This is a genomic window from Sphingomonas sp. SphC10, from assembly GCF_057004845.1.
Genome location: NZ_JBSLMQ010000002.1, coordinates 147,840 through 163,936, shown reverse-complemented (window position 1 = coordinate 163,936; position 16,097 = coordinate 147,840). Strand labels below are relative to the sequence as shown.

Here is a 16,097-nt window from a genome sequence, read left to right as displayed (position 1 = left end):
TCAGGCTGCAAGCGTGTTCCATTCAGGGTGCCACGGACGCGGCCTTGGCTCAAAGCGTAGGATGCCGGTGGCGAGGTGATGACCATCGGCCGCGCGTTTCTCCAGCCAGTCGCGGTAAAGGACGGCATCGGCAAGATCGCCGGCGAGCAGATCGTCGAGCATCGCGGACTGGCGGGCGATCTCGTCCGGGAGCGCGTGCCAGTCGAGCGCGTCGAGGAAGTCCTTGCGTCGCTCGAGGTAGCGGGTCAGCCGCGCGACCTCGGCACGCGCGGCGGCGATGGCGGGATCGATGTCCATGGGCGCTCTCCCGTCAGGCGGTCATCAGTGCCGGCAGCGCCACAGGCGCCGTCAGCTCGAGGTCGCGGCGGATGCGGCGCGCAAGCCGTTCGGGGTCGATGAGTTCGCGCATCGCGGCATAATGGTTGGGCGGACCCGCCGGATCGCGCGTCACGCCGGCACGGCGGTAGAGCAGTTCGCGACCTTCGCGCAGCCGCCCGATCGTCAGTTCGAGATGAAGATCGGACGTGCGCAGCACGATCTCACCCGCCATCGAGACCTCGCCGGGCAGCGAATGGATATCGAAGGCATCGGGCGCGACGTCGAGCGCGGCGGCAAGCCGGCGCAGCGCCTTTCGGCCATCGATATGGAAACGCTCCTTGGCGACCGCATCATAGGCAACGCCGCGGATCGCGAGCGACAGCAGCGGGGGGAAGCGTCGCAGTGCCGCCACGCGGTCGGCGCAGGTGCCGCGCAGCACGGTGTCGTCGGGGCGGGCGGCGCAGATGGCGGCGAGATGGCGGGCGAGCAGCACGATCGCGGGATCGCTGTTCGCATCGAGCCCGGCATGCCGGCAGTCCTCGATCGCCTTTTCGATCGCGTGGATCGTGGTCGGGATGGTGGTCAGCGCGCTGGGATCGAGCGCCTGCTGGTGGCGGAATGCGACGTCGAACATGGGGGGCGTCTCCGGGTCGGAAGCGCGACCATCGCGCTCGCCCTCCCGTCCCCTCTCCCCTCCGGTCGCCCTGCCGTTCGGCGTCAGCCGAAGGCGCGCATCAGGCTCATCATGCCGCCAAGTGCCGCGATCAGTACGACCTGGCTGCCGATGAGCCAACGGATCGTATCGTTCTTGGCCGACGCGATCTCGGTCCGCACCTTGGCCATCTCGGTATGCACCGTGGCGATCTCGGCCTTGAGATAATCCTTGGTGACCAGATCCTCGCGCGAGGTGACCATGGTGTCGCCAAGAATGGTCGCAATGGCGTCGGCGAGCGGCTTGGCCGCACCGGCGGTTTCGAGGTCGCGTGAAGCGCGGATGCTGTTGAACATGGTCGCCATCGTCGTCGATCTTTCTATCATATGGGTGAACGGTCGGGAATGCGCAAAGTCTCGCGTGCTCAGGCGGCCGGCACCCACTTTTCCATGTCGTCGCCCTGGCGCAGACAGACTTGGCAGGTGGTGGCATCATAGGTCGAGGCAAGCGACCAGGCCTGCGTCTCGCGGTCCCACACCGCGGCGGCATCCTTCACCAGGTCATCGCTGCCGCATTTGTCGCAGACCGGCGTCACGCATGGCGTACCGCGCGCGCGCAGCGGCTCGGCGCCGCAGATGCTCCAGTCACCATAAAGTGTACCGCCATGCGGCAGGCAGTCGCCGTCGAGCTGGATGGCGTGCTCACCATACCCGTCGTGGAAATGGATTTGGGCATCGGGAAAATGCTTTTCCATGACCTCGCGCGCGCCGCGCAGCTTCACGTCACTACCATAGGTGGTGTGGACGTAGCTGAGGGGGCCGATGGTGGGGCCTTCGCGGCCCCAGGTGTCGAGGTCCTGCTCGAGGGCATCGCGACCGTGGAAGAGGTGGAGATAGACGCTCATCGTCGGAATCCTTTCAGTCAGGGTAAAGCGCGACGGCACTGTCCGCTCGCGCGCAAGGCGACACGCGTTCAGGCGAGCGCGGCGACCTGCTTGGTGATGGGAGCCATGCTCTCGACCTGGACCGCGCCGAGGCTCTCGAAGGTTTCGACCTCGGTGCGCTCGGCATAGCGGGCCTTGTCGACCAGGCCGTAGCGTACCTCGCCGGTATAGTTGGCGAACCCCAGCGCATCGACGCCGGCAAGCTGGCGGAACACCACCCCGACCTTGCCCGTAGGCACCCAGTCGGCCCAATCGCCATAGGCGGCGGTCGAGACATAACCCCCGATGACGGCTTGATACGCGGCGCGCCGGCGCGAGACATTGCTGTCGCGCGGGGTCACCGCCTTGCCGGTGAAGGCACCATAGGCGTCAGGCAGCCAGTTACGCGCGATGTCGTGGGCGAGCGGCAGTTCGAGATCACGCAGCGGATCGCGGGTAGCGCGCCATTCAGGCTCGAAGGCGAGCATCACGCGGGTCCAGTCGACATCCTCCTCATATGCGGCATCGTCACGCCGTAAAAGCGCGGGCATCGCCGATTGGCGCTCGTCGGAAAGCAGGAAACCGCCATGGCTGGCGGTGGTGACATGCCAGATGCCGGGAAGGCGCTGGTCGGCGGTCTGCAACGGTCCCCATGGGCTGTGGTCGGGACGTGGGGATGAAGCGAAGAGGGTCATGGCGGTCGGCTCCCTTGATCGGATACGCCCGTCTCCCCCCCCCTCCGCTCCCATGACCCGGTAATCGCGGTAATCGCGATGTTCGCCGTAATCGCGGTGTTCGCGGTTACCGCGAGGATCCGCGTGGCTCGCATGACAGGCGCTCGCCGCGCCGCCAGCGAGCCGGCTCGATGAAGCTGCCCTCGTGCGCGCCGATACGAGCCGCGACCGCGCGGTCATAGGCGGCGACGTAGCGGGCCGCGCGTGCGGGATCGGCCCTGAGATACCCGGTCACCGGCAGGGCAAGGCCCGCGGCGATCATCGTCTCGCCAAGGTCGCGGCCATCGACCGTAACCGTGCCGACCGGGCGACCGTAGCTGGCGCTCCCGGTCAGCCGGATCGTGGCCTCGCCCCCCTTGAGCATCCGGGCGGCACGGTCCTGCGCTGCCTTGCCGCATTGCCAGCAACCCGTGTTGCCTTGGCACCATTGCCGGCTCTCAAAGGCATCGGCGCCCGACAGGCGGATATCGATCGTGACGGTGTCGCCATCGAGCGCGCGGCCGCGTGCCGCGATGGTAGAGGCAGGCGATGCGGCATCGTTCGGGGCGGCTGCCGAACAGGCGGTGGCGAGCGCCAGCGCACCAAAGAGGGTCAGGCGCATCGGTCGAGCTTTCGCGGCTCAATGCCGGGATGGGCGACGTCGATGACCCGCCAGGGTTGCAACGGGTCGGACGTGGCGACGACGGCGACGTGCTCGCCGGCCTCGGTCAGGCGCACTGCGACGCGGACCGCGTTGGAACGGCAGCACAGCAGGCGGCGTAGCGGGGACAGGGCTTCGGACATGGCGGACCTCGTGATTTCGGTGCAGGTGTCGCATGACGGCGCGCTCACGCGAACAGCGTCTTGTGAACGCGGGTTTGCGGCAACGCCTGCCATGCCAGCGTGCGGACCCCTCGGATGTGGTAGAGGCCGAAGCCCTCGACCGGACGAAAGGCGATCCCGCGCCTGTGCTTCACCACGGTGAAGTCGGTGCCGTGATGGCCATCGGTAAAGGTAAGCGGTACGGCGAGGCGGATGCGCATGCCCTCGGTCAGCTTGCGGGCGCGCAGGCGCAGATTGGCAAGGCAGCGGCGTCGCCACTGGAGCGCGTTTTCATTATCGCTCGAAGTCAGCAGGCGCAGGATGCGTTCGGGGCAATCGTCCTCGCACGGCCCCATCGATTCCTCCATGTCCTTGTACCCGAAATGTTCTCCATCCTTGTTGCGCGGGTTCCAGCGTATCAGGCAGACGACCGCGAAGATCTCGCTACCCTTGCCGTCGGTCATGACCTGCGCCGCGGCGTAATAGGTGTTCATGCCGACGATCGCGCTGTCGAGGATGCGCAGCCCGGTGGCGGTGCCCTCGGGCTGTTCGCGCTCATAGGTGAATTGCGCGTCGAGATAGGCCTTGGGTGTCTCGTGTCCGCCCATCGCGTAGCGGCTCATGAACAACCATCCCATGACGGGTCTCCTTGTTGGGGGTGGAAAGGGTCAGGCCGCGATCGCGGCCGGTATTTCCGGTTCGCCTGCGGCGGGGGCTTTCTGCTCGCCTGCTGCGGGCGTCGAAAAGCCGCGCAGATAGGCGAACGCCTGTTCGGCCCTGGCAGCGGCGGTGAAGATCGCCGACGTGTCGGCGCGCATCACGGTCATCCAGTGCGAAACGTAGCTCGCGTGGCTGTCGTGGAGCGAGGTCGGCAGGCCGAGGTCGGCGCAGATCATGCTCGCGGTCAGTTCCGCGGTGAGTTCTTCCATCGCGTACGCACGGTCGCCGAAGCGTTTGCCGAAGGTGCGCGCGAGCCGCGCCGGAGCGCCCGACCAATGCGCCGTCTCATGGCCCCTGGTGGAGGCGTAGGCGTCGCCCGATGCAAAGCTGCCGGGATGCGGCAGCTGGATGCGGTCGGTGCCGGGGCAGTAATATGCTTCGTCCCCGCCGTGGCGTACCCTGGCCGGGATCGCGGTGAAGAAGGCATCGATCGCGTCCTGCCGCTGCGAGAGCAGGGCCGGCGTCGGGGGAACGTCACGCGGATAATACCAGGCCGGCAGGCCGTCGATCTCGTCTGCATTGTAGACGGCGTAGCTGCGCAGGAAGCGGATGAAGCGCGCCGCGCTCTCGCCGGTGAGCATGGGTTGGCCGGGCTTCCTGAATACCGAGGCGTAGATCGACATGGAGGGACAGGCGCCCGGACGGATGCACCCTCCCAATTCCCCGGCCTGGCGCGCGGTCATCCAGTAGCGGCTGCGATAGCCGCGCATGTCGGCAGTCGCCCACAACCAGAGCGTATTGATGCCCGAATACGGTGTGCCTTCGTGGCGCAGCGGCCGTCCGCCCTCGCCGGTCAGCGACCAGCTCCGCGCCCATGGCAAGATGCCGGCCTCGAGCCGGGCCAGGATCGTAGCGGTGACCTCGCCCGCGATGTCGCGGACGGACGGGATGCGGGACATGGGACAGGTCTCCGGTGGGTGCGGCAGGGCAGCGGTCCGGCTCGGGCCGAAATGACACCGCAAGGCGGGGGGCTGCGAAGGGCGCAGGTGTCGAAACAGCATCGCCGGCAGTTGCGCACTGCCGGCGATGCCGTGTGCCGGTCATTCGGCCGCGACGATCTCGATCTCGTCATTGGCGGCGTCGTTGATGTTCGCCGCGTCATCGTCGGGATCGTTGCCGATGAGGTCGGCGATATCGATGTCGTCCCCGATATCGTCACCGGCATCGTCATCGTCATCGATGCCGGGATCCTGCGACACGATCAGGTCGGCAAAGCCCGCATCGGCGTCGTCGTTGTTCCCGGTGTCAGCATCGTCGGCCTGGTCGAGGAAGCGCATCGCGTTCGGCACCCAGGCAAGCGCCGCAGCCTTCACCTCGGCCTCGACGATCGCTTCGCCGGCGAACAGCTTCTCGCAGCTTGCCGCGATCTCGGGCTTCTTCTGGCTGGCATGGCGAGCCGACAGCGCCGGTCCGCCAACCTCATCGAGCAGCGACAGGAGCACGCCCTTCGACACCCGGTCGAAGAAGTTCTCCGCCGTCGGCCGCCACCAGGTTGCCACATCGATGTCGAGGATCGTGGCAAGCCGGTTCTGCAGCGCGTTCTGCTTCGCCGTGTAGCCGTCCTTTGCCTCGAAGGATGCCGCCACGATCCACGCCAGCCACGCGGTCTTCGCCTCGTCGCCAAGTGCCCGGAACGCCTCGAACCGCCCGATCGTCGCTGCTCCGCTGCTCGACTTGTCGCAAGCCTCCGTCCACGACGCATCCAGCCCGTCATAGGCTTCAGCCAGATAGTCGCGCGCACGGGTCGCCGGCACGCTCTTTGCCAGCATCGGATCCTGCGGGTGGCTCGCCCGGATCGTGGTGCCGCTGTGCGAGAGCATGTTCACCCGCCCGTCGATCATCGCGAACAGCAGATAGTCGAGCGCCAGCGCGGGATTGGCGAGGATCGAGGCCGCCAGCACGTCGCGCCGCTGCACCGTGAGCTGGTCGTACAGTACCTGGCTGAGCGCCTTGCCACCGGGAGCCTCGGCCTCGGGCGCGACCGGCGCCGCGGCCGACCGCCCCGTCGTCACCGGACCCTCCTCGATGTGGAAACCCCGGGGTGCGCGTTCACCGCCATCCTCGCCGGCTTTGTCTTCATCGCCATCGGCGTCGGGCTCGATCGCGACGACCCGGATCGGGGTTTCGCTATAATAGGTCGTGTCGAGCGTGGTGGTGCCGTCGCGGCCGAGCAGCAGGAAGGTGCCGACCTTCTGCTTCAGTTCGTCGGGCAGGATCTGCGGGCGGTCGTGGATCTCCTGCGCCTCGTCCGAGAGCGTCTCATGCTCTTCCTCGAGCGCGGCATAGGTCGCCTCGTCCTCGTCACCCTCGACGCCCTGCATCGCGTCCTCGATTTCCTCGAGCCGCGTCGCGATCGTATCGAGCCGTTCGGCCTGCTCGAGCGTCAGCGGGAGCGTCGGGAGGTGGATGCGATGCAGGTCGCGCGCCGCTTCCCAGGTGCTGGTGCCGGCGATCGGGCGGACCCAGGCCAGCCCCTGTTCCTCGCCCAGGCGCAGCGCCTCGGCTTCCAGCTTCGCGGCCGCCAGTGTCTGCGCGATGCCGGGATCGACCCAGCGATCGCCGTCGTCGCTGAACAGATCGTTCTCGACCTTGCCCCCGGCCGCGACATAGGCAGCCTCGCCGACGTAGCGCGCAACAGGTTCGCTCGACTTCATCGTCTCGTTGGCGATAATCCGCCGGATCGAGTCCGCGCTCTGGTAGCTCTGGTTGCCATAGGCCTGCCACACCATCAGCTGGCGGTCCTGGCTCGCCGTCGAGGCATACGCCTTGGCGATATCGAGGCTGATCCGCCGTTCGGCGAGCGCGGTGAAGATCGGCTCGGCCAGATCGGCGAGGCGCAGCCGCCCTTCCACGAAGCGGCGCGTGATGCCGAAGCGCCTGGCCACGCCGTCGATATCCCCGCCCGTGCCCATGAAATGCTGAAACGCGCGGCATTCGTCGGCCGGGTTCATCGCCAGCTTCTGGAAGTTCTCGGCAAGCGAGGTTTCCGACAGCAAGGCATCGCTGCCCGACAACACCAGCACAGGCACGTCATAGGACGCGGCATCGATGTCGCCGCGTTGTGCCAGCAGTTCGAGCGCGCGCAGGCGCCGGCTGCCGGCGATGACCGCGAAGGTGCCGCGCGGCTTTTTCGCCGGCGTCACGATCAGGTTCTGGATGAGCCCGCGCGCCGCAATGTCAGCGGCCAGTTGCTCGATAAAATCCTCGCCCGCCTGGCGGACGTTGATCGGCGACAGCACCAGCTTCGCCAGCTTCACGCTCTGAATGGTCATGGAGGACACTCCTTCTCGCGCCCGGACCAAATCCCGGACACAAGAACTCCTCCCCCTTCCCTCCCTGATCCCGGGATTGACCCGGGAACCCGTGCATCAGGGCACCGGCTGTCGTCAGTCCTTTGCCAATGCGGCAGGCTTCTCCCCTCGACGATCGATCCACCATTTGGCATCCGTCATCATTGTCAGGCGCTCGATGCTGTCCGGCGATGCCGTGCGCAGCACGGCGAGCTTCTCGGCCCGGATGGTCGTCGCCCATGCCACTTGGCGTTGGCTGCCGATAAGATCGGGGAGACCAAGGTCGGCGACCCCTGCGAGGGCCGCCTCCGCCCTGGCGGCTGACACCTCCGTGTAGCATGCCTTGCATTTGCGGCGGGCAAGTTTGGTGGCCTCGCGTTCGGTGTCGAACGTCGATAGTCCATAGACCTGGTGTGTGGCGACGTGACCGCAGGCGTGTGTGATTTCCCGTTCCATGGCGGTGTCCTATCATAGCGGTCCAGGGCGAACACCCGCCTGCGCCCAGCACGACTCCGGCAGTGCCGCTCAAGCAACCTTGAGGATCCGGGCCAGCACGGTTTCGGCATCGTTGGCGGGCACGAACACGCGGGTCTTGTACGAGATGATCTCGGTGAAGCAGCCAAGCGACTTCAGCCAGGGAAGCTGGGTCGCCGGCGCATCCACGATCTCGACACGCGAATTGCCGTTCACGAGCGAGCGTTTGAGCGTCATCGCGAACGGGCGGGTCACCTCGACGCTGCGACCCGACAGCACCGAGCGCGCGATCGCATCGACCGGGAGGTCATCGGGGGTCACCAGTCCCAGCTTGGTATAGAGTTGTGCGACATGGGTGTCGAAGACGAGCCGGCCGAGCCAGCTATTGCCGGCATTATCGACGATGCGATTGACCGCCATATGGTCGGAGGGCAGCGCCGACCAGATCGGCAGCAGTAGCCCCGTTGCGAGCCGGATCGTCTCGATCTCAGGGGTAACCAGCGCCTCGGCGACTTCGATTTCCCAGAGCGTCGCGAACGTATCGTGGTCGATCACTTCCCATGCGGTTTCGCCAAGTTCGGCCTCGCGCAGATACTCGCGCCGGCACGGCCGCTGGAGTTCGAGCCGCGCGATCGGCAGCCCGTCATCGTCCATCCAGGCGCGTGCCTTGCTCATCAACGCGACGCGTTCGGACTTGGCGTTGCGCACGAAGCGGGCAGTGTCGTCCCAGCGGGCGAAGTCGAGAACGCGTTCGAGCGTGAGCGGGTTCTTCCTTCGCTCGGTTTCGATGGTGAGGAGGTGTGAGGTCGCGCCGCTGCGCGGATCGGTGCGCAGCACGACATCATCGATCAGCGCCGCGCGCTCGACCATGATCGTCTCGACGCCGACATCGAGCGTACCGGCCTGGCGGGCGGCGGCAACGCGGGTCTCGACCAGCGTCAGGAACTCCTCAAAGATCGCGTTCTGCAACGCGATCGGCAGCGCCAGCAGGCGGTTGAGCCACCGCGGGATCGGAGGAAGATCATCCTTGAGCACGCCGTCGCTGTCGTGAAGTTCGAGGCCCGTGCGGCGGGTGAAGTCGTCGAGCGAGATGCTGGTCAGCTTGCCGCGGTTCAGGAGGTGGAACCAGGTAACCAGCGCATCCTTGGCATAGTCGCTCTCGAGATTGTCGGCCGGATCGAACAGGTTCTGGCCACCTGTCTGCCGCTGACCGCGGGTGAGCGCGCCAAGGCTGTCGAGCCGCCGCGCTATCGTCGAGGTGAACCGCAGCTCGCCCTTGCAGTCGGTCGTGACGGGGCGGAACAGCGGGGTCGATGCCTGATGCGTGCGGTGGGTGCGTCCCAGCCCCTGGATCGCGCGATCGGCGCGCCAGCCCGGCTCCAGCAGGAAGTGGACGCGCTGCTCGCGGTTCACCGCGTCGAGACTTGCATGGTAGGAGCGGCCGGTGCCGCCGGCATCGGAGAAGATCAGGATGCGCTTGGCCCCGGCCATGAAGGCGGCGCTGTCCGCCTGCCCTGAGCGCGCGGTGCGGCTCTCGATCTTCTGGCGCCCGTCGGCGCCGGTCACGAGCCGTCGGGTCCGTCCGGTCACCTCGGCGACCGCATCGGTGCCGAAGCGGTCGATGACGGCATCGAGGCCCGACTGGATCGGGGGTAGCGCGCACAATTGCTCGATCAGGGCATCGCGCGCGGCTTCCGCATCTGGGTTGTGAACCGGATTGCCATGCTCGTCGCGCATCGGCCGCGACCGGACATTTCCGCTATCGTCGGAATAATTCTCCTGCTGCTGCGTCGGGAAAGCGCGCATCAGATAGTCGACGACATATTCGACCGGGCTGAGCGAGATGTCGAGGTCGGCGCGTTCTTCCGGCGTCAGGCTCGAGAGCCGGCGGTCGAGGATGGCTTCGGCCGTGGTGACCAGTTGGAGAACGACCGACTGACCGGCCTTCAGATGCTCCTCGACCGCGGCGATGACGGTCGGCAGCTTCATCGCGAGCAGCACCTGGCCGAAGAAGCGCTGCTTGGTCGATTCCAGACGGCTGCGTGCCGATGCCTTTGCGCCGCTGTTGAGGGTGGAGCCATCGAGACTGTCGACCACCCCGGTCAGCGCCAGCGCCTCTTCCATGTTCCGATGGATGATCTCCCAACCCTGAGCATATTGGTCGTAGATCGCAATCTGTTCGGGGGTGAGCGTATGGCGCAGCACGTCATATTCGACCCCGGCGAAGCTCAGCGCGCGGGCGATGTAGAGGCCGAGCGCCTTCAGGTCGCGCGCCACCAGTTCCATCGCGGCGATGCCGCCCTGTCGGATCTGGCTGATGAACGCGGTGCGGTCGGCAAAGGCGGTTTCGGGTCCCCACAGGCCGAGCCGCACCGCATAGGCGAGGTTGTTGACGTCGGACGCGCCCGTCGCCGAGGCGTACAGGACGCGGGCGAGCGGTAGGTGGTTCTGGAGCAGGACGCCGCAAATGCCCTGCTGCGACCCTTCGGTCTTGCCAAGCGCGCCTTCGCCGCCCGCGACACCGCCCATCTCATGTGCCTCGTCAAAGGCGATCACCCCGTCGAAGTCGGGACCGGCCCAATCGAGGATCTGCTGGAGGCGGGTGCTGTCGGCTCGAGCGGAGCGCAGCGTCGGATAGCTGACGAACAACACGCCCTCGTCGAGCGTGATGGGCTGATCGATCTTCCAGTTGGAGAGCGGCTGCACGTCGCCGGTGAGACCGCCAAGCGCGGTCCAGTCACGCCGCGCGTCATCGAGCAGCGGCTCGTTCTTACTGACCCAGATGTGGCGGCGTCTGCCCGACAGCCAATTGTCGAGGATGCACGCCGCGACCTGCCGCCCCTTGCCGGCGCCGGTGCCGTCGCCGAGGAAGAAGCCCTGCCGGTACTGGCGGCCGTCGTCGGTATCGAGCGCGAGGCCGACGCCTTCCTTGTCGGGGCGGAATCTGCCGGGCAGCATCCGGGTCCAGGCGTGGCCGGCATAGACGACGGTCTCGAGCTGGGAGGCCGATAGCAGCCGTTCGGTGACCGTGCGTTCGGGCAGGGACGGAACATGGGTCGGGACCGGCATCGGGATTGATCCCATCGCAACAGATTCAACCAGCGCGGTCGGATGCTCGCCGGCGGCCGTGAAGGCGATCCGGCTTGGGCGGTAGGGCAGATAGACGCCGGCCTGATCGCCAAGCGGTGCCGGTGTGTCCAGCGCGGCATAACCGACCGGCAGCACGTCGTTGCGCCGCGGAGCGTGGACCGGGCGTGGCGGCGCGGATCGGGTGACGCGCGCTGCGCCGAACATCGAGACGCCGGGGACCGGCGCGCGAAAGGTGAGTTTCGGGGTATCGGCGAGTGCGAGCCGTGGCGGCACGCTCAGCGCCGGCACCAGGTCGGCAACCGATGCGCGCTGGATGGTGACGGGAGGCGCGCCGCCTGCGGCCTTGTCGATGACGTAGAGCCGGACCGCGATATCGGTGCCGTGCTTCCTGTAGCAATGCTCGAGCCGGATCGAGGTGCGGACCGTCACGCCGGTCAGCACGGTATCGAACGCCTTTTGCATCCTGGCCGAGGGTGCGAACCAGTCAGGCATGATCGCGACGACGCGGCCGCCTTTGCGGACGCGGCGCAGCGCGGCCTGGAGGTGGCGCACTGCTGCGAGGTCGTCGACGCCCCGCCCGACGCTGCGGGAAAAGGGCGGGTTCATGACGATGACCGAGGGTTGGGGTAGATCCGCATGATGGCTGACCAGCGCGGCGCCGTCATGCCCGGTGATGGTGGCTGAAGGAAAGATGTCGGCAAGCCGCGCGCGGCGTCGCGGATCGATCTCATTGAGCTGCAACGCCGCGTAAGCCGGCATCTGCGCCGCGAGGAGGCCGTTGCCGGCGCTGGGTTCCAGCACGACGTCTTCGGCGTCGATCGCCGCCAGCAACACCACGATCGCAGCGATATCGGCCGGCGTCGAGAATTGCTGGAAGTCGATCTGTTCCTCGCTGCGGACGGTCTGGGTGGGCAGCCGCTCCATCAGCGCCGATGCGTGGGCGACATCGATCAGCGACGTCATCGACCAGGACGCCGCCGCAAGATGCAGCGCGACGGCATGTTCCAGCATCTCGAAGCTGTCGCGCTGGGTCCAGCACCCCTCGGCGTCGCTGCCGCCAAATGCGGCCGTCATCGCACTATTGAGGTCGCGGCGCGTAACGGGAGCATTGCCCGCGACGACGGGGAGCAGCCGGTGCGCGGCGACATGCGCAGGGATGACGGCAGGCCGTGCGGCCAGATCGAGAAGGTCGGTCATCGAGGAAACTCCGTCAGGATCGCTGCCCGTCCGGCAGCTCAGCCTCCCCCCTCTCGCTCCTCTCCATTGCACCCAGGGCCGTCCGGCAGCGCCGGTGGCTGAAACCGGAACCTGGCGACGCCTCTGCGCGATTGTCTGATGTTGTGTTGAAGAGGAGTCACACGATGGGCGAGTTCACTGACAAGGCGAAAGCGGCGGGCAACAAGCTCGTGGGCAGCGCCAAGGAAGCGATCGGCAACGCGACCGATAACGAGCAGCTGGCGGATGAGGGCGAGGCGCAGCAGACCAAGGGCACCGGGCAGGACGTCAAGGGCTCGGTGAAGGGCGCGCTCGGCGACGATATCTAGTTGTAGGCGCTTGCAATCGTAGCGGCGTCTGCTCGCAAACAGCCGGTTTTCTGCTCACGCTCTCTGCCACTGGCGGGTGGCATCCTGCTCGAATTATCTGCCAGCGTGCTCGCCATCATCCGGGGCTGCTCGCAATCGGACATGGCTGCTCACATTATCCGCTCCGGGCGGATGCTAAAGGCGGGTTCATTGCACGGGCGGGATCGTCCCATTTCTCCGTCTCCAACCGGCCATTTCGGGAAGGAGCAATCGGGAACATATTTTGGGAAAACGGCTATTTCCCTACCGTCCGGTGCGCCTTGCGACCGTCAGCCGTCTCCCTGAACCTTCCCAATCGGGAAGGCTGATAACCGGCTCACCCATGGAATAAACCCGGGCGAGCGTCGTCTATGCTTTCAGGACTGATGCGCCGGAGGCTTATGCATAGACGAAACTGGATGCTGGGTCTGACTGCTCCGGCCCTACTTACAGGCGCAGCCGCGGCCTCCCCTGCCGATGGCTACGCCAGCATAGTGTCTGCCGCGATGGACCGGATGATGGCGGGCATGATGGTCAAGCCGTCCGGCGACGTCGACCGCGACTTCGTGGCGATGATGCTCCCGCATCATCAGGGCGCCATCGATATGGCGGTGGCGGAGCTGCGCTATGGCCATAACGAGCAGCTCAAGCGCATCGCGCAGGAGATCATCATCGACCAGCAGCAGGAGATCGCCGCCATGAAGCTGGCGATCGGTCAGCCGCTACCCCCTTCGACGCCAGCCCCGACGCAGGGCGGCGACCACCATAGCCCTATGGAGCACTGACATGATCCGGACCATCCTGCGCTCGGCCGCCTTGCTGATGAGCGCCGCACCGGGCCTCGCCATGGCCCAGCAGGCGCCGTGGAACGCTAAGGACATGCCCGTCAGCCACCGCGACCGCGTCTATGCGTCTGAACAATTCTCCAACACGGTGTCGGTGACGGACCCGGCCGACAACCGGCTGCTCGGCGTCATCAAGCTCGGCGATCCGCAGCCGATGAACTTTTCGCCGCTCTACAAGGGACAGGTGCTGGTCCACGGCCTCGGCTTCTCGCCGGACGGGAAGACCTTGGCGGTCGTGTCGATCGGATCGAACGCCGTGTCGTGGATCGACACCGCCACCAACACGGTCAAACACACGACCTATGTCGGGCGCAGTCCGCACGAGGCGTTCTTCACGCCAAACGGCAAGGAGGTGTGGGTCACGGTCCGCGGCGAGGATTATATCGCCGTGCTCGACCCCACGACGTACAAGGAGACGGGGCGCATCAAGACGCCCGGTGGTCCGGGCATGACGATCTTCTCTCCCGATGGCCGGTACGGCTATGTCTGTTCGTCGTTCAATCCGGTGCTGGCCGTGTTCGATGTCGCGACCCACGCGCAGGTCGGACAGGTGGCACAGCCAAGCCCGTTCTGTCCCAATATTGCCGCGACGCCGGACGGCAAGCAGGTGTGGTTCACGCTGAAGGACATCGGCAAGACGGTCGCATTCGATGCGAGACCACCCTTCGCGATCCTGAAGGTGCTGGATACCGGGCCGATCACCAACCATGTCAACTTCGCCCGCACGGCCAAGGGGCAGTTCGCCTATGTGACGGTCGGCGGAGAGAATGCGGTGAAGGTGTTCCGCACATCCGACTTCGCGCCCGTCGCCACCATCCCGGTCGGCAAGATGCCGCACGGTGTCTGGCCATCGGGCGACGGCCGGCGCATCTACGTCGGGCTGGAGAATGCCGATGAGCTCGCCGCGATCGACACCGCTGGCAACACGGTCGTTGCCACCGTGCCGGTCGGACAGGCACCGCAGGCGATCGCCTATGTGTCGAACGCAGTTCCGACAGGCCCCGGCACCGACAATCTCCAGCCGCTCGGCACGGCCGGCAAGGCGTTGCATCTGACCATGGGGCCGATCGGCGGCAAAGGTACAGCAAGCAGCATCACCCTCTTCGACCAGGGCATCATTCAGGTCGTGCAAAGTGCCGTTACCGGTTTGCAGCCCAAAAAGCCTTACATGCTCGTGCTGACCGCCAATGCGGACGGCAGTGGTGCGGTAGAGCCGCTTGCGAACTTCATGAGCAACCCGGCAGGTGCGGCGATCGTCAACGCATCGGGTCCGATCCGGCAGATCGTTCAGGGCAGCACCGCGACACCCCGGCGCTTTCTGGCGGTTGCGGAGGTGGTGAACGGCGCGCCGGGGCGCATCGTGCAGGTGCAGCGCGACTGAGATGGACCCGCTTGCCGCCGCGATCGAACCGCTGATCCCCGGGCTGCGCCGCTATGCCCGGTCGTGGTTGCGCGACCGGGTGATGGCGGATGACGTGGTGCAGGATTGCCTGGAGCGCGCGGTCGGGCGCTGGCGACAGCGACGGGGTGCGGAGGTCCGCCCGTGGGTCTATGCGATCCTGCACAATTTGTTGGTCGATCATCAGCGGCAGCATAGCCGGCGAGGTACGGCGGTTCCGCTCCACCTCGTGGACGACGCCGCGCTCGGCCGCCCGGCCGATCAGGACACAGGCCTGCACCACCGCGACCTGCTGCGCGCGCTTGATGCGTTGCCTGAAGAACAGCGAACGGTGCTGCTCCTGGTCTCGGTCGAGGGCCTGCCCTATGCGGAGGTCGCTGCCGTAGCCGGCGTGCCGCTGGGCACGGTAATGTCGCGCATATCGCGGGGGCGCGACCGTCTGGCGACACTCCTCCGGGAGGGTGAACGGCCGCGATTGAGGAGCGTGCAATGACCAGCCCGATCGGCGAGGACGATCTGGCCGCATGGATCGATGGCAGGTTGTCGCCCGAGCGGCAGCGCCTGGTTGACGCCTACCTTAAAGGCCAGCCGGATCTGCATGCCCGTTTGCGGGAGCAGGCGGAGCAGGCGCGAGCCCTCGCATCCCTGTTCACCACGATCGCGGACGAACCCATTCCGGCGACGATGCGCGTGGCAGCGATCAGGGGACAGCAAAGGCAACCGCGTTGGCAACTCGCCATTGCCGCGTCACTTCTGCTGGCGTTGGGGTTTGGCGGGGGCTGGTCGAGCGCGCGGTGGAGCGGTGAACCCCGCGCGGGCATCGCGGCGCTGGCCAACGAGGCGAGTGACAATTTCCGTGTCTATGCCGCCGACCGGATACGACCGGCGGAAATCGGCCCCGACCAGCGCGCCATGCTGATCCGGTGGACCTCCGCCCGACTGGGTGAGCGCGTCACCATCCCGGACCTCAGCACAGCCGGCTATCGCTATGGCGGGGGGCGATTGGTCGCGACGCCTCACGGCCCTGCGGCACTGCTCCTCTACGACGGACCGCAAGCGTCGAAACTCGCGGTGCTGACGAGGCCTATGCAGATCGACAAGACCGCGAGCATGACCAGCACGTCCAGCGGGACCATGGGCCGGGTCACATGGGCGGTTGATGGGATCGGCTATAGTGTGGTGGGCGAGCGACCCGCGGCCGAGTTGCATCCGATCGCCGACGAGGTCCGGCGCCAGGCCGATGCGGCGCTGGTGTCCTGATTGCACCTTGCCGCTTCCCGACGCCGACAG

Annotated in this window: 17 protein-coding genes; 5 read left to right on the top strand and 12 right to left on the bottom strand. The window is 66.7% G+C overall.

Annotation, left to right across the window (positions count from 1 at the left end; all coding sequences use genetic code 11):
- The 12 genes from ACWKSV_RS18505 to ACWKSV_RS18450 form a co-directional block, all read right to left on the bottom strand.
- Complete coding sequence (locus tag ACWKSV_RS18505) at nucleotides 1–297, bottom strand: hypothetical protein (protein ID WP_018250450.1); 297 nt, start codon at nucleotides 295–297, stop codon at nucleotides 1–3.
- A 13-nt stretch (nucleotides 298–310) separates the two neighbouring features.
- A complete protein-coding gene (locus tag ACWKSV_RS18500) occupies nucleotides 311–952 on the bottom strand; it encodes a hypothetical protein (protein WP_018250451.1) in 642 nt (213 codons plus the stop codon).
- A gap of 83 nt (nucleotides 953–1,035) precedes the next feature.
- The gene (locus tag ACWKSV_RS18495; protein ID WP_018250452.1) at nucleotides 1,036–1,335 is read right to left on the bottom strand and encodes a CCDC90 family protein; all 300 of its coding nucleotides are present in this window, start codon (nucleotides 1,333–1,335) and stop codon (nucleotides 1,036–1,038) included.
- Between the two features lie 59 nt (nucleotides 1,336–1,394).
- Nucleotides 1,395–1,874, bottom strand: coding sequence for a hypothetical protein (locus ACWKSV_RS18490; protein ID WP_018250453.1), 480 nt, complete (start codon nucleotides 1,872–1,874; stop codon nucleotides 1,395–1,397).
- Nucleotides 1,875–1,942: 68 nt separating this feature from the next.
- Entirely contained in the window at nucleotides 1,943–2,587 is a 645-nt protein-coding gene (locus ACWKSV_RS18485) for a DUF7007 domain-containing protein (RefSeq protein WP_051076120.1), read from the bottom strand.
- Nucleotides 2,588–2,693: 106 nt separating this feature from the next.
- Nucleotides 2,694–3,227 (bottom strand): thermonuclease family protein, encoded by a 534-nt coding sequence (locus ACWKSV_RS18480; protein WP_018250455.1) that lies wholly within the window; start codon nucleotides 3,225–3,227, stop codon nucleotides 2,694–2,696.
- The gene (locus tag ACWKSV_RS18475) at nucleotides 3,218–3,409 is read right to left on the bottom strand and encodes a hypothetical protein (protein WP_018250456.1); all 192 of its coding nucleotides are present in this window, start codon (nucleotides 3,407–3,409) and stop codon (nucleotides 3,218–3,220) included. Before ACWKSV_RS18475 ends, ACWKSV_RS18480 begins: the two co-directional genes overlap by 10 nt.
- A 44-nt stretch (nucleotides 3,410–3,453) precedes the next feature.
- Nucleotides 3,454–4,065: a DUF6927 domain-containing protein gene (locus ACWKSV_RS18470; protein WP_020493463.1), complete on the bottom strand. Its 612-nt coding sequence runs from the start codon at nucleotides 4,063–4,065 to the stop codon at nucleotides 3,454–3,456.
- 30 nt (nucleotides 4,066–4,095) lie between these two features.
- Nucleotides 4,096–5,046 carry an ArdC family protein gene (locus tag ACWKSV_RS18465; protein ID WP_018250458.1) on the bottom strand — a complete coding sequence of 317 codons (951 nt, stop codon included), beginning with the start codon at nucleotides 5,044–5,046 and terminating at the stop codon, nucleotides 4,096–4,098.
- A gap of 141 nt (nucleotides 5,047–5,187) precedes the next feature.
- Entirely contained in the window at nucleotides 5,188–7,419 is a 2,232-nt protein-coding gene (locus ACWKSV_RS18460) for a ParB/RepB/Spo0J family partition protein (protein ID WP_018250459.1), read from the bottom strand.
- Between the two features lie 114 nt (nucleotides 7,420–7,533).
- Nucleotides 7,534–7,893 carry a hypothetical protein gene (locus tag ACWKSV_RS18455; RefSeq protein WP_018250460.1) on the bottom strand — a complete coding sequence of 120 codons (360 nt, stop codon included), beginning with the start codon at nucleotides 7,891–7,893 and terminating at the stop codon, nucleotides 7,534–7,536.
- A 69-nt stretch (nucleotides 7,894–7,962) separates the two neighbouring features.
- Nucleotides 7,963–12,198 (bottom strand): strawberry notch family protein, encoded by a 4,236-nt coding sequence (locus ACWKSV_RS18450; RefSeq protein WP_018250461.1) that lies wholly within the window; start codon nucleotides 12,196–12,198, stop codon nucleotides 7,963–7,965.
- A 164-nt stretch (nucleotides 12,199–12,362) separates the two neighbouring features.
- Between ACWKSV_RS18450 and ACWKSV_RS18445 the strand changes: the two genes are divergently transcribed.
- The 5 genes from ACWKSV_RS18445 (at nucleotide 12,363) to ACWKSV_RS18425 (ending at nucleotide 16,067) form a co-directional block, all read left to right on the top strand.
- The gene (locus tag ACWKSV_RS18445; RefSeq protein WP_018250462.1) at nucleotides 12,363–12,545 is read left to right on the top strand and encodes a CsbD family protein; all 183 of its coding nucleotides are present in this window, start codon (nucleotides 12,363–12,365) and stop codon (nucleotides 12,543–12,545) included.
- Nucleotides 12,546–12,964: 419 nt separating this feature from the next.
- Nucleotides 12,965–13,348: a DUF305 domain-containing protein gene (locus ACWKSV_RS18440; RefSeq protein WP_473606591.1), complete on the top strand. Its 384-nt coding sequence runs from the start codon at nucleotides 12,965–12,967 to the stop codon at nucleotides 13,346–13,348.
- A 1-nt stretch (nucleotide 13,349) separates the two neighbouring features.
- A complete protein-coding gene (locus ACWKSV_RS18435; protein ID WP_058733715.1) occupies nucleotides 13,350–14,789 on the top strand; it encodes a YncE family protein in 1,440 nt (479 codons plus the stop codon).
- 1 nt (nucleotide 14,790) lies between these two features.
- Nucleotides 14,791–15,300 carry an RNA polymerase sigma factor gene (locus tag ACWKSV_RS18430; RefSeq protein WP_093008095.1) on the top strand — a complete coding sequence of 170 codons (510 nt, stop codon included), beginning with the start codon at nucleotides 14,791–14,793 and terminating at the stop codon, nucleotides 15,298–15,300.
- Nucleotides 15,297–16,067, top strand: coding sequence for an anti-sigma factor family protein (locus ACWKSV_RS18425; protein WP_191864765.1), 771 nt, complete (start codon nucleotides 15,297–15,299; stop codon nucleotides 16,065–16,067). The genes ACWKSV_RS18430 and ACWKSV_RS18425 overlap by 4 nt, the downstream gene beginning before the upstream one ends.
- Nucleotides 16,068–16,097 lie beyond the last annotated feature (30 nt).

What these genes read in the sequence shown, in the direction of transcription:
- ACWKSV_RS18505 (WP_018250450.1), bottom strand. Translation starts at nt 297, where the DNA reads ATGGACATCGATCCCGCCATCGCCGCCGCGCGTGCCGAGGTCGCGCGG.
- ACWKSV_RS18500 (WP_018250451.1), bottom strand. Translation starts at nt 952, where the DNA reads ATGTTCGACGTCGCATTCCGCCACCAGCAGGCGCTCGATCCCAGCGCG.
- ACWKSV_RS18495 (WP_018250452.1), bottom strand. Translation starts at nt 1,335, where the DNA reads ATGGCGACCATGTTCAACAGCATCCGCGCTTCACGCGACCTCGAAACC.
- ACWKSV_RS18490 (WP_018250453.1), bottom strand. Translation starts at nt 1,874, where the DNA reads ATGAGCGTCTATCTCCACCTCTTCCACGGTCGCGATGCCCTCGAGCAG.
- ACWKSV_RS18485 (WP_051076120.1), bottom strand. Translation starts at nt 2,587, where the DNA reads ATGACCCTCTTCGCTTCATCCCCACGTCCCGACCACAGCCCATGGGGA.
- ACWKSV_RS18480 (WP_018250455.1), bottom strand. Translation starts at nt 3,227, where the DNA reads ATGCGCCTGACCCTCTTTGGTGCGCTGGCGCTCGCCACCGCCTGTTCG.
- ACWKSV_RS18475 (WP_018250456.1), bottom strand. Translation starts at nt 3,409, where the DNA reads ATGTCCGAAGCCCTGTCCCCGCTACGCCGCCTGCTGTGCTGCCGTTCC.
- ACWKSV_RS18470 (WP_020493463.1), bottom strand. Translation starts at nt 4,065, where the DNA reads ATGGGATGGTTGTTCATGAGCCGCTACGCGATGGGCGGACACGAGACA.
- ACWKSV_RS18465 (WP_018250458.1), bottom strand. Translation starts at nt 5,046, where the DNA reads ATGTCCCGCATCCCGTCCGTCCGCGACATCGCGGGCGAGGTCACCGCT.
- ACWKSV_RS18460 (WP_018250459.1), bottom strand. Translation starts at nt 7,419, where the DNA reads ATGACCATTCAGAGCGTGAAGCTGGCGAAGCTGGTGCTGTCGCCGATC.
- ACWKSV_RS18455 (WP_018250460.1), bottom strand. Translation starts at nt 7,893, where the DNA reads ATGGAACGGGAAATCACACACGCCTGCGGTCACGTCGCCACACACCAG.
- ACWKSV_RS18450 (WP_018250461.1), bottom strand. Translation starts at nt 12,198, where the DNA reads ATGACCGACCTTCTCGATCTGGCCGCACGGCCTGCCGTCATCCCTGCG.
- ACWKSV_RS18445 (WP_018250462.1), top strand. Translation starts at nt 12,363, where the DNA reads ATGGGCGAGTTCACTGACAAGGCGAAAGCGGCGGGCAACAAGCTCGTG.
- ACWKSV_RS18440 (WP_473606591.1), top strand. Translation starts at nt 12,965, where the DNA reads ATGCATAGACGAAACTGGATGCTGGGTCTGACTGCTCCGGCCCTACTT.
- ACWKSV_RS18435 (WP_058733715.1), top strand. Translation starts at nt 13,350, where the DNA reads ATGATCCGGACCATCCTGCGCTCGGCCGCCTTGCTGATGAGCGCCGCA.
- ACWKSV_RS18430 (WP_093008095.1), top strand. Translation starts at nt 14,791, where the DNA reads ATGGACCCGCTTGCCGCCGCGATCGAACCGCTGATCCCCGGGCTGCGC.
- ACWKSV_RS18425 (WP_191864765.1), top strand. Translation starts at nt 15,297, where the DNA reads ATGACCAGCCCGATCGGCGAGGACGATCTGGCCGCATGGATCGATGGC.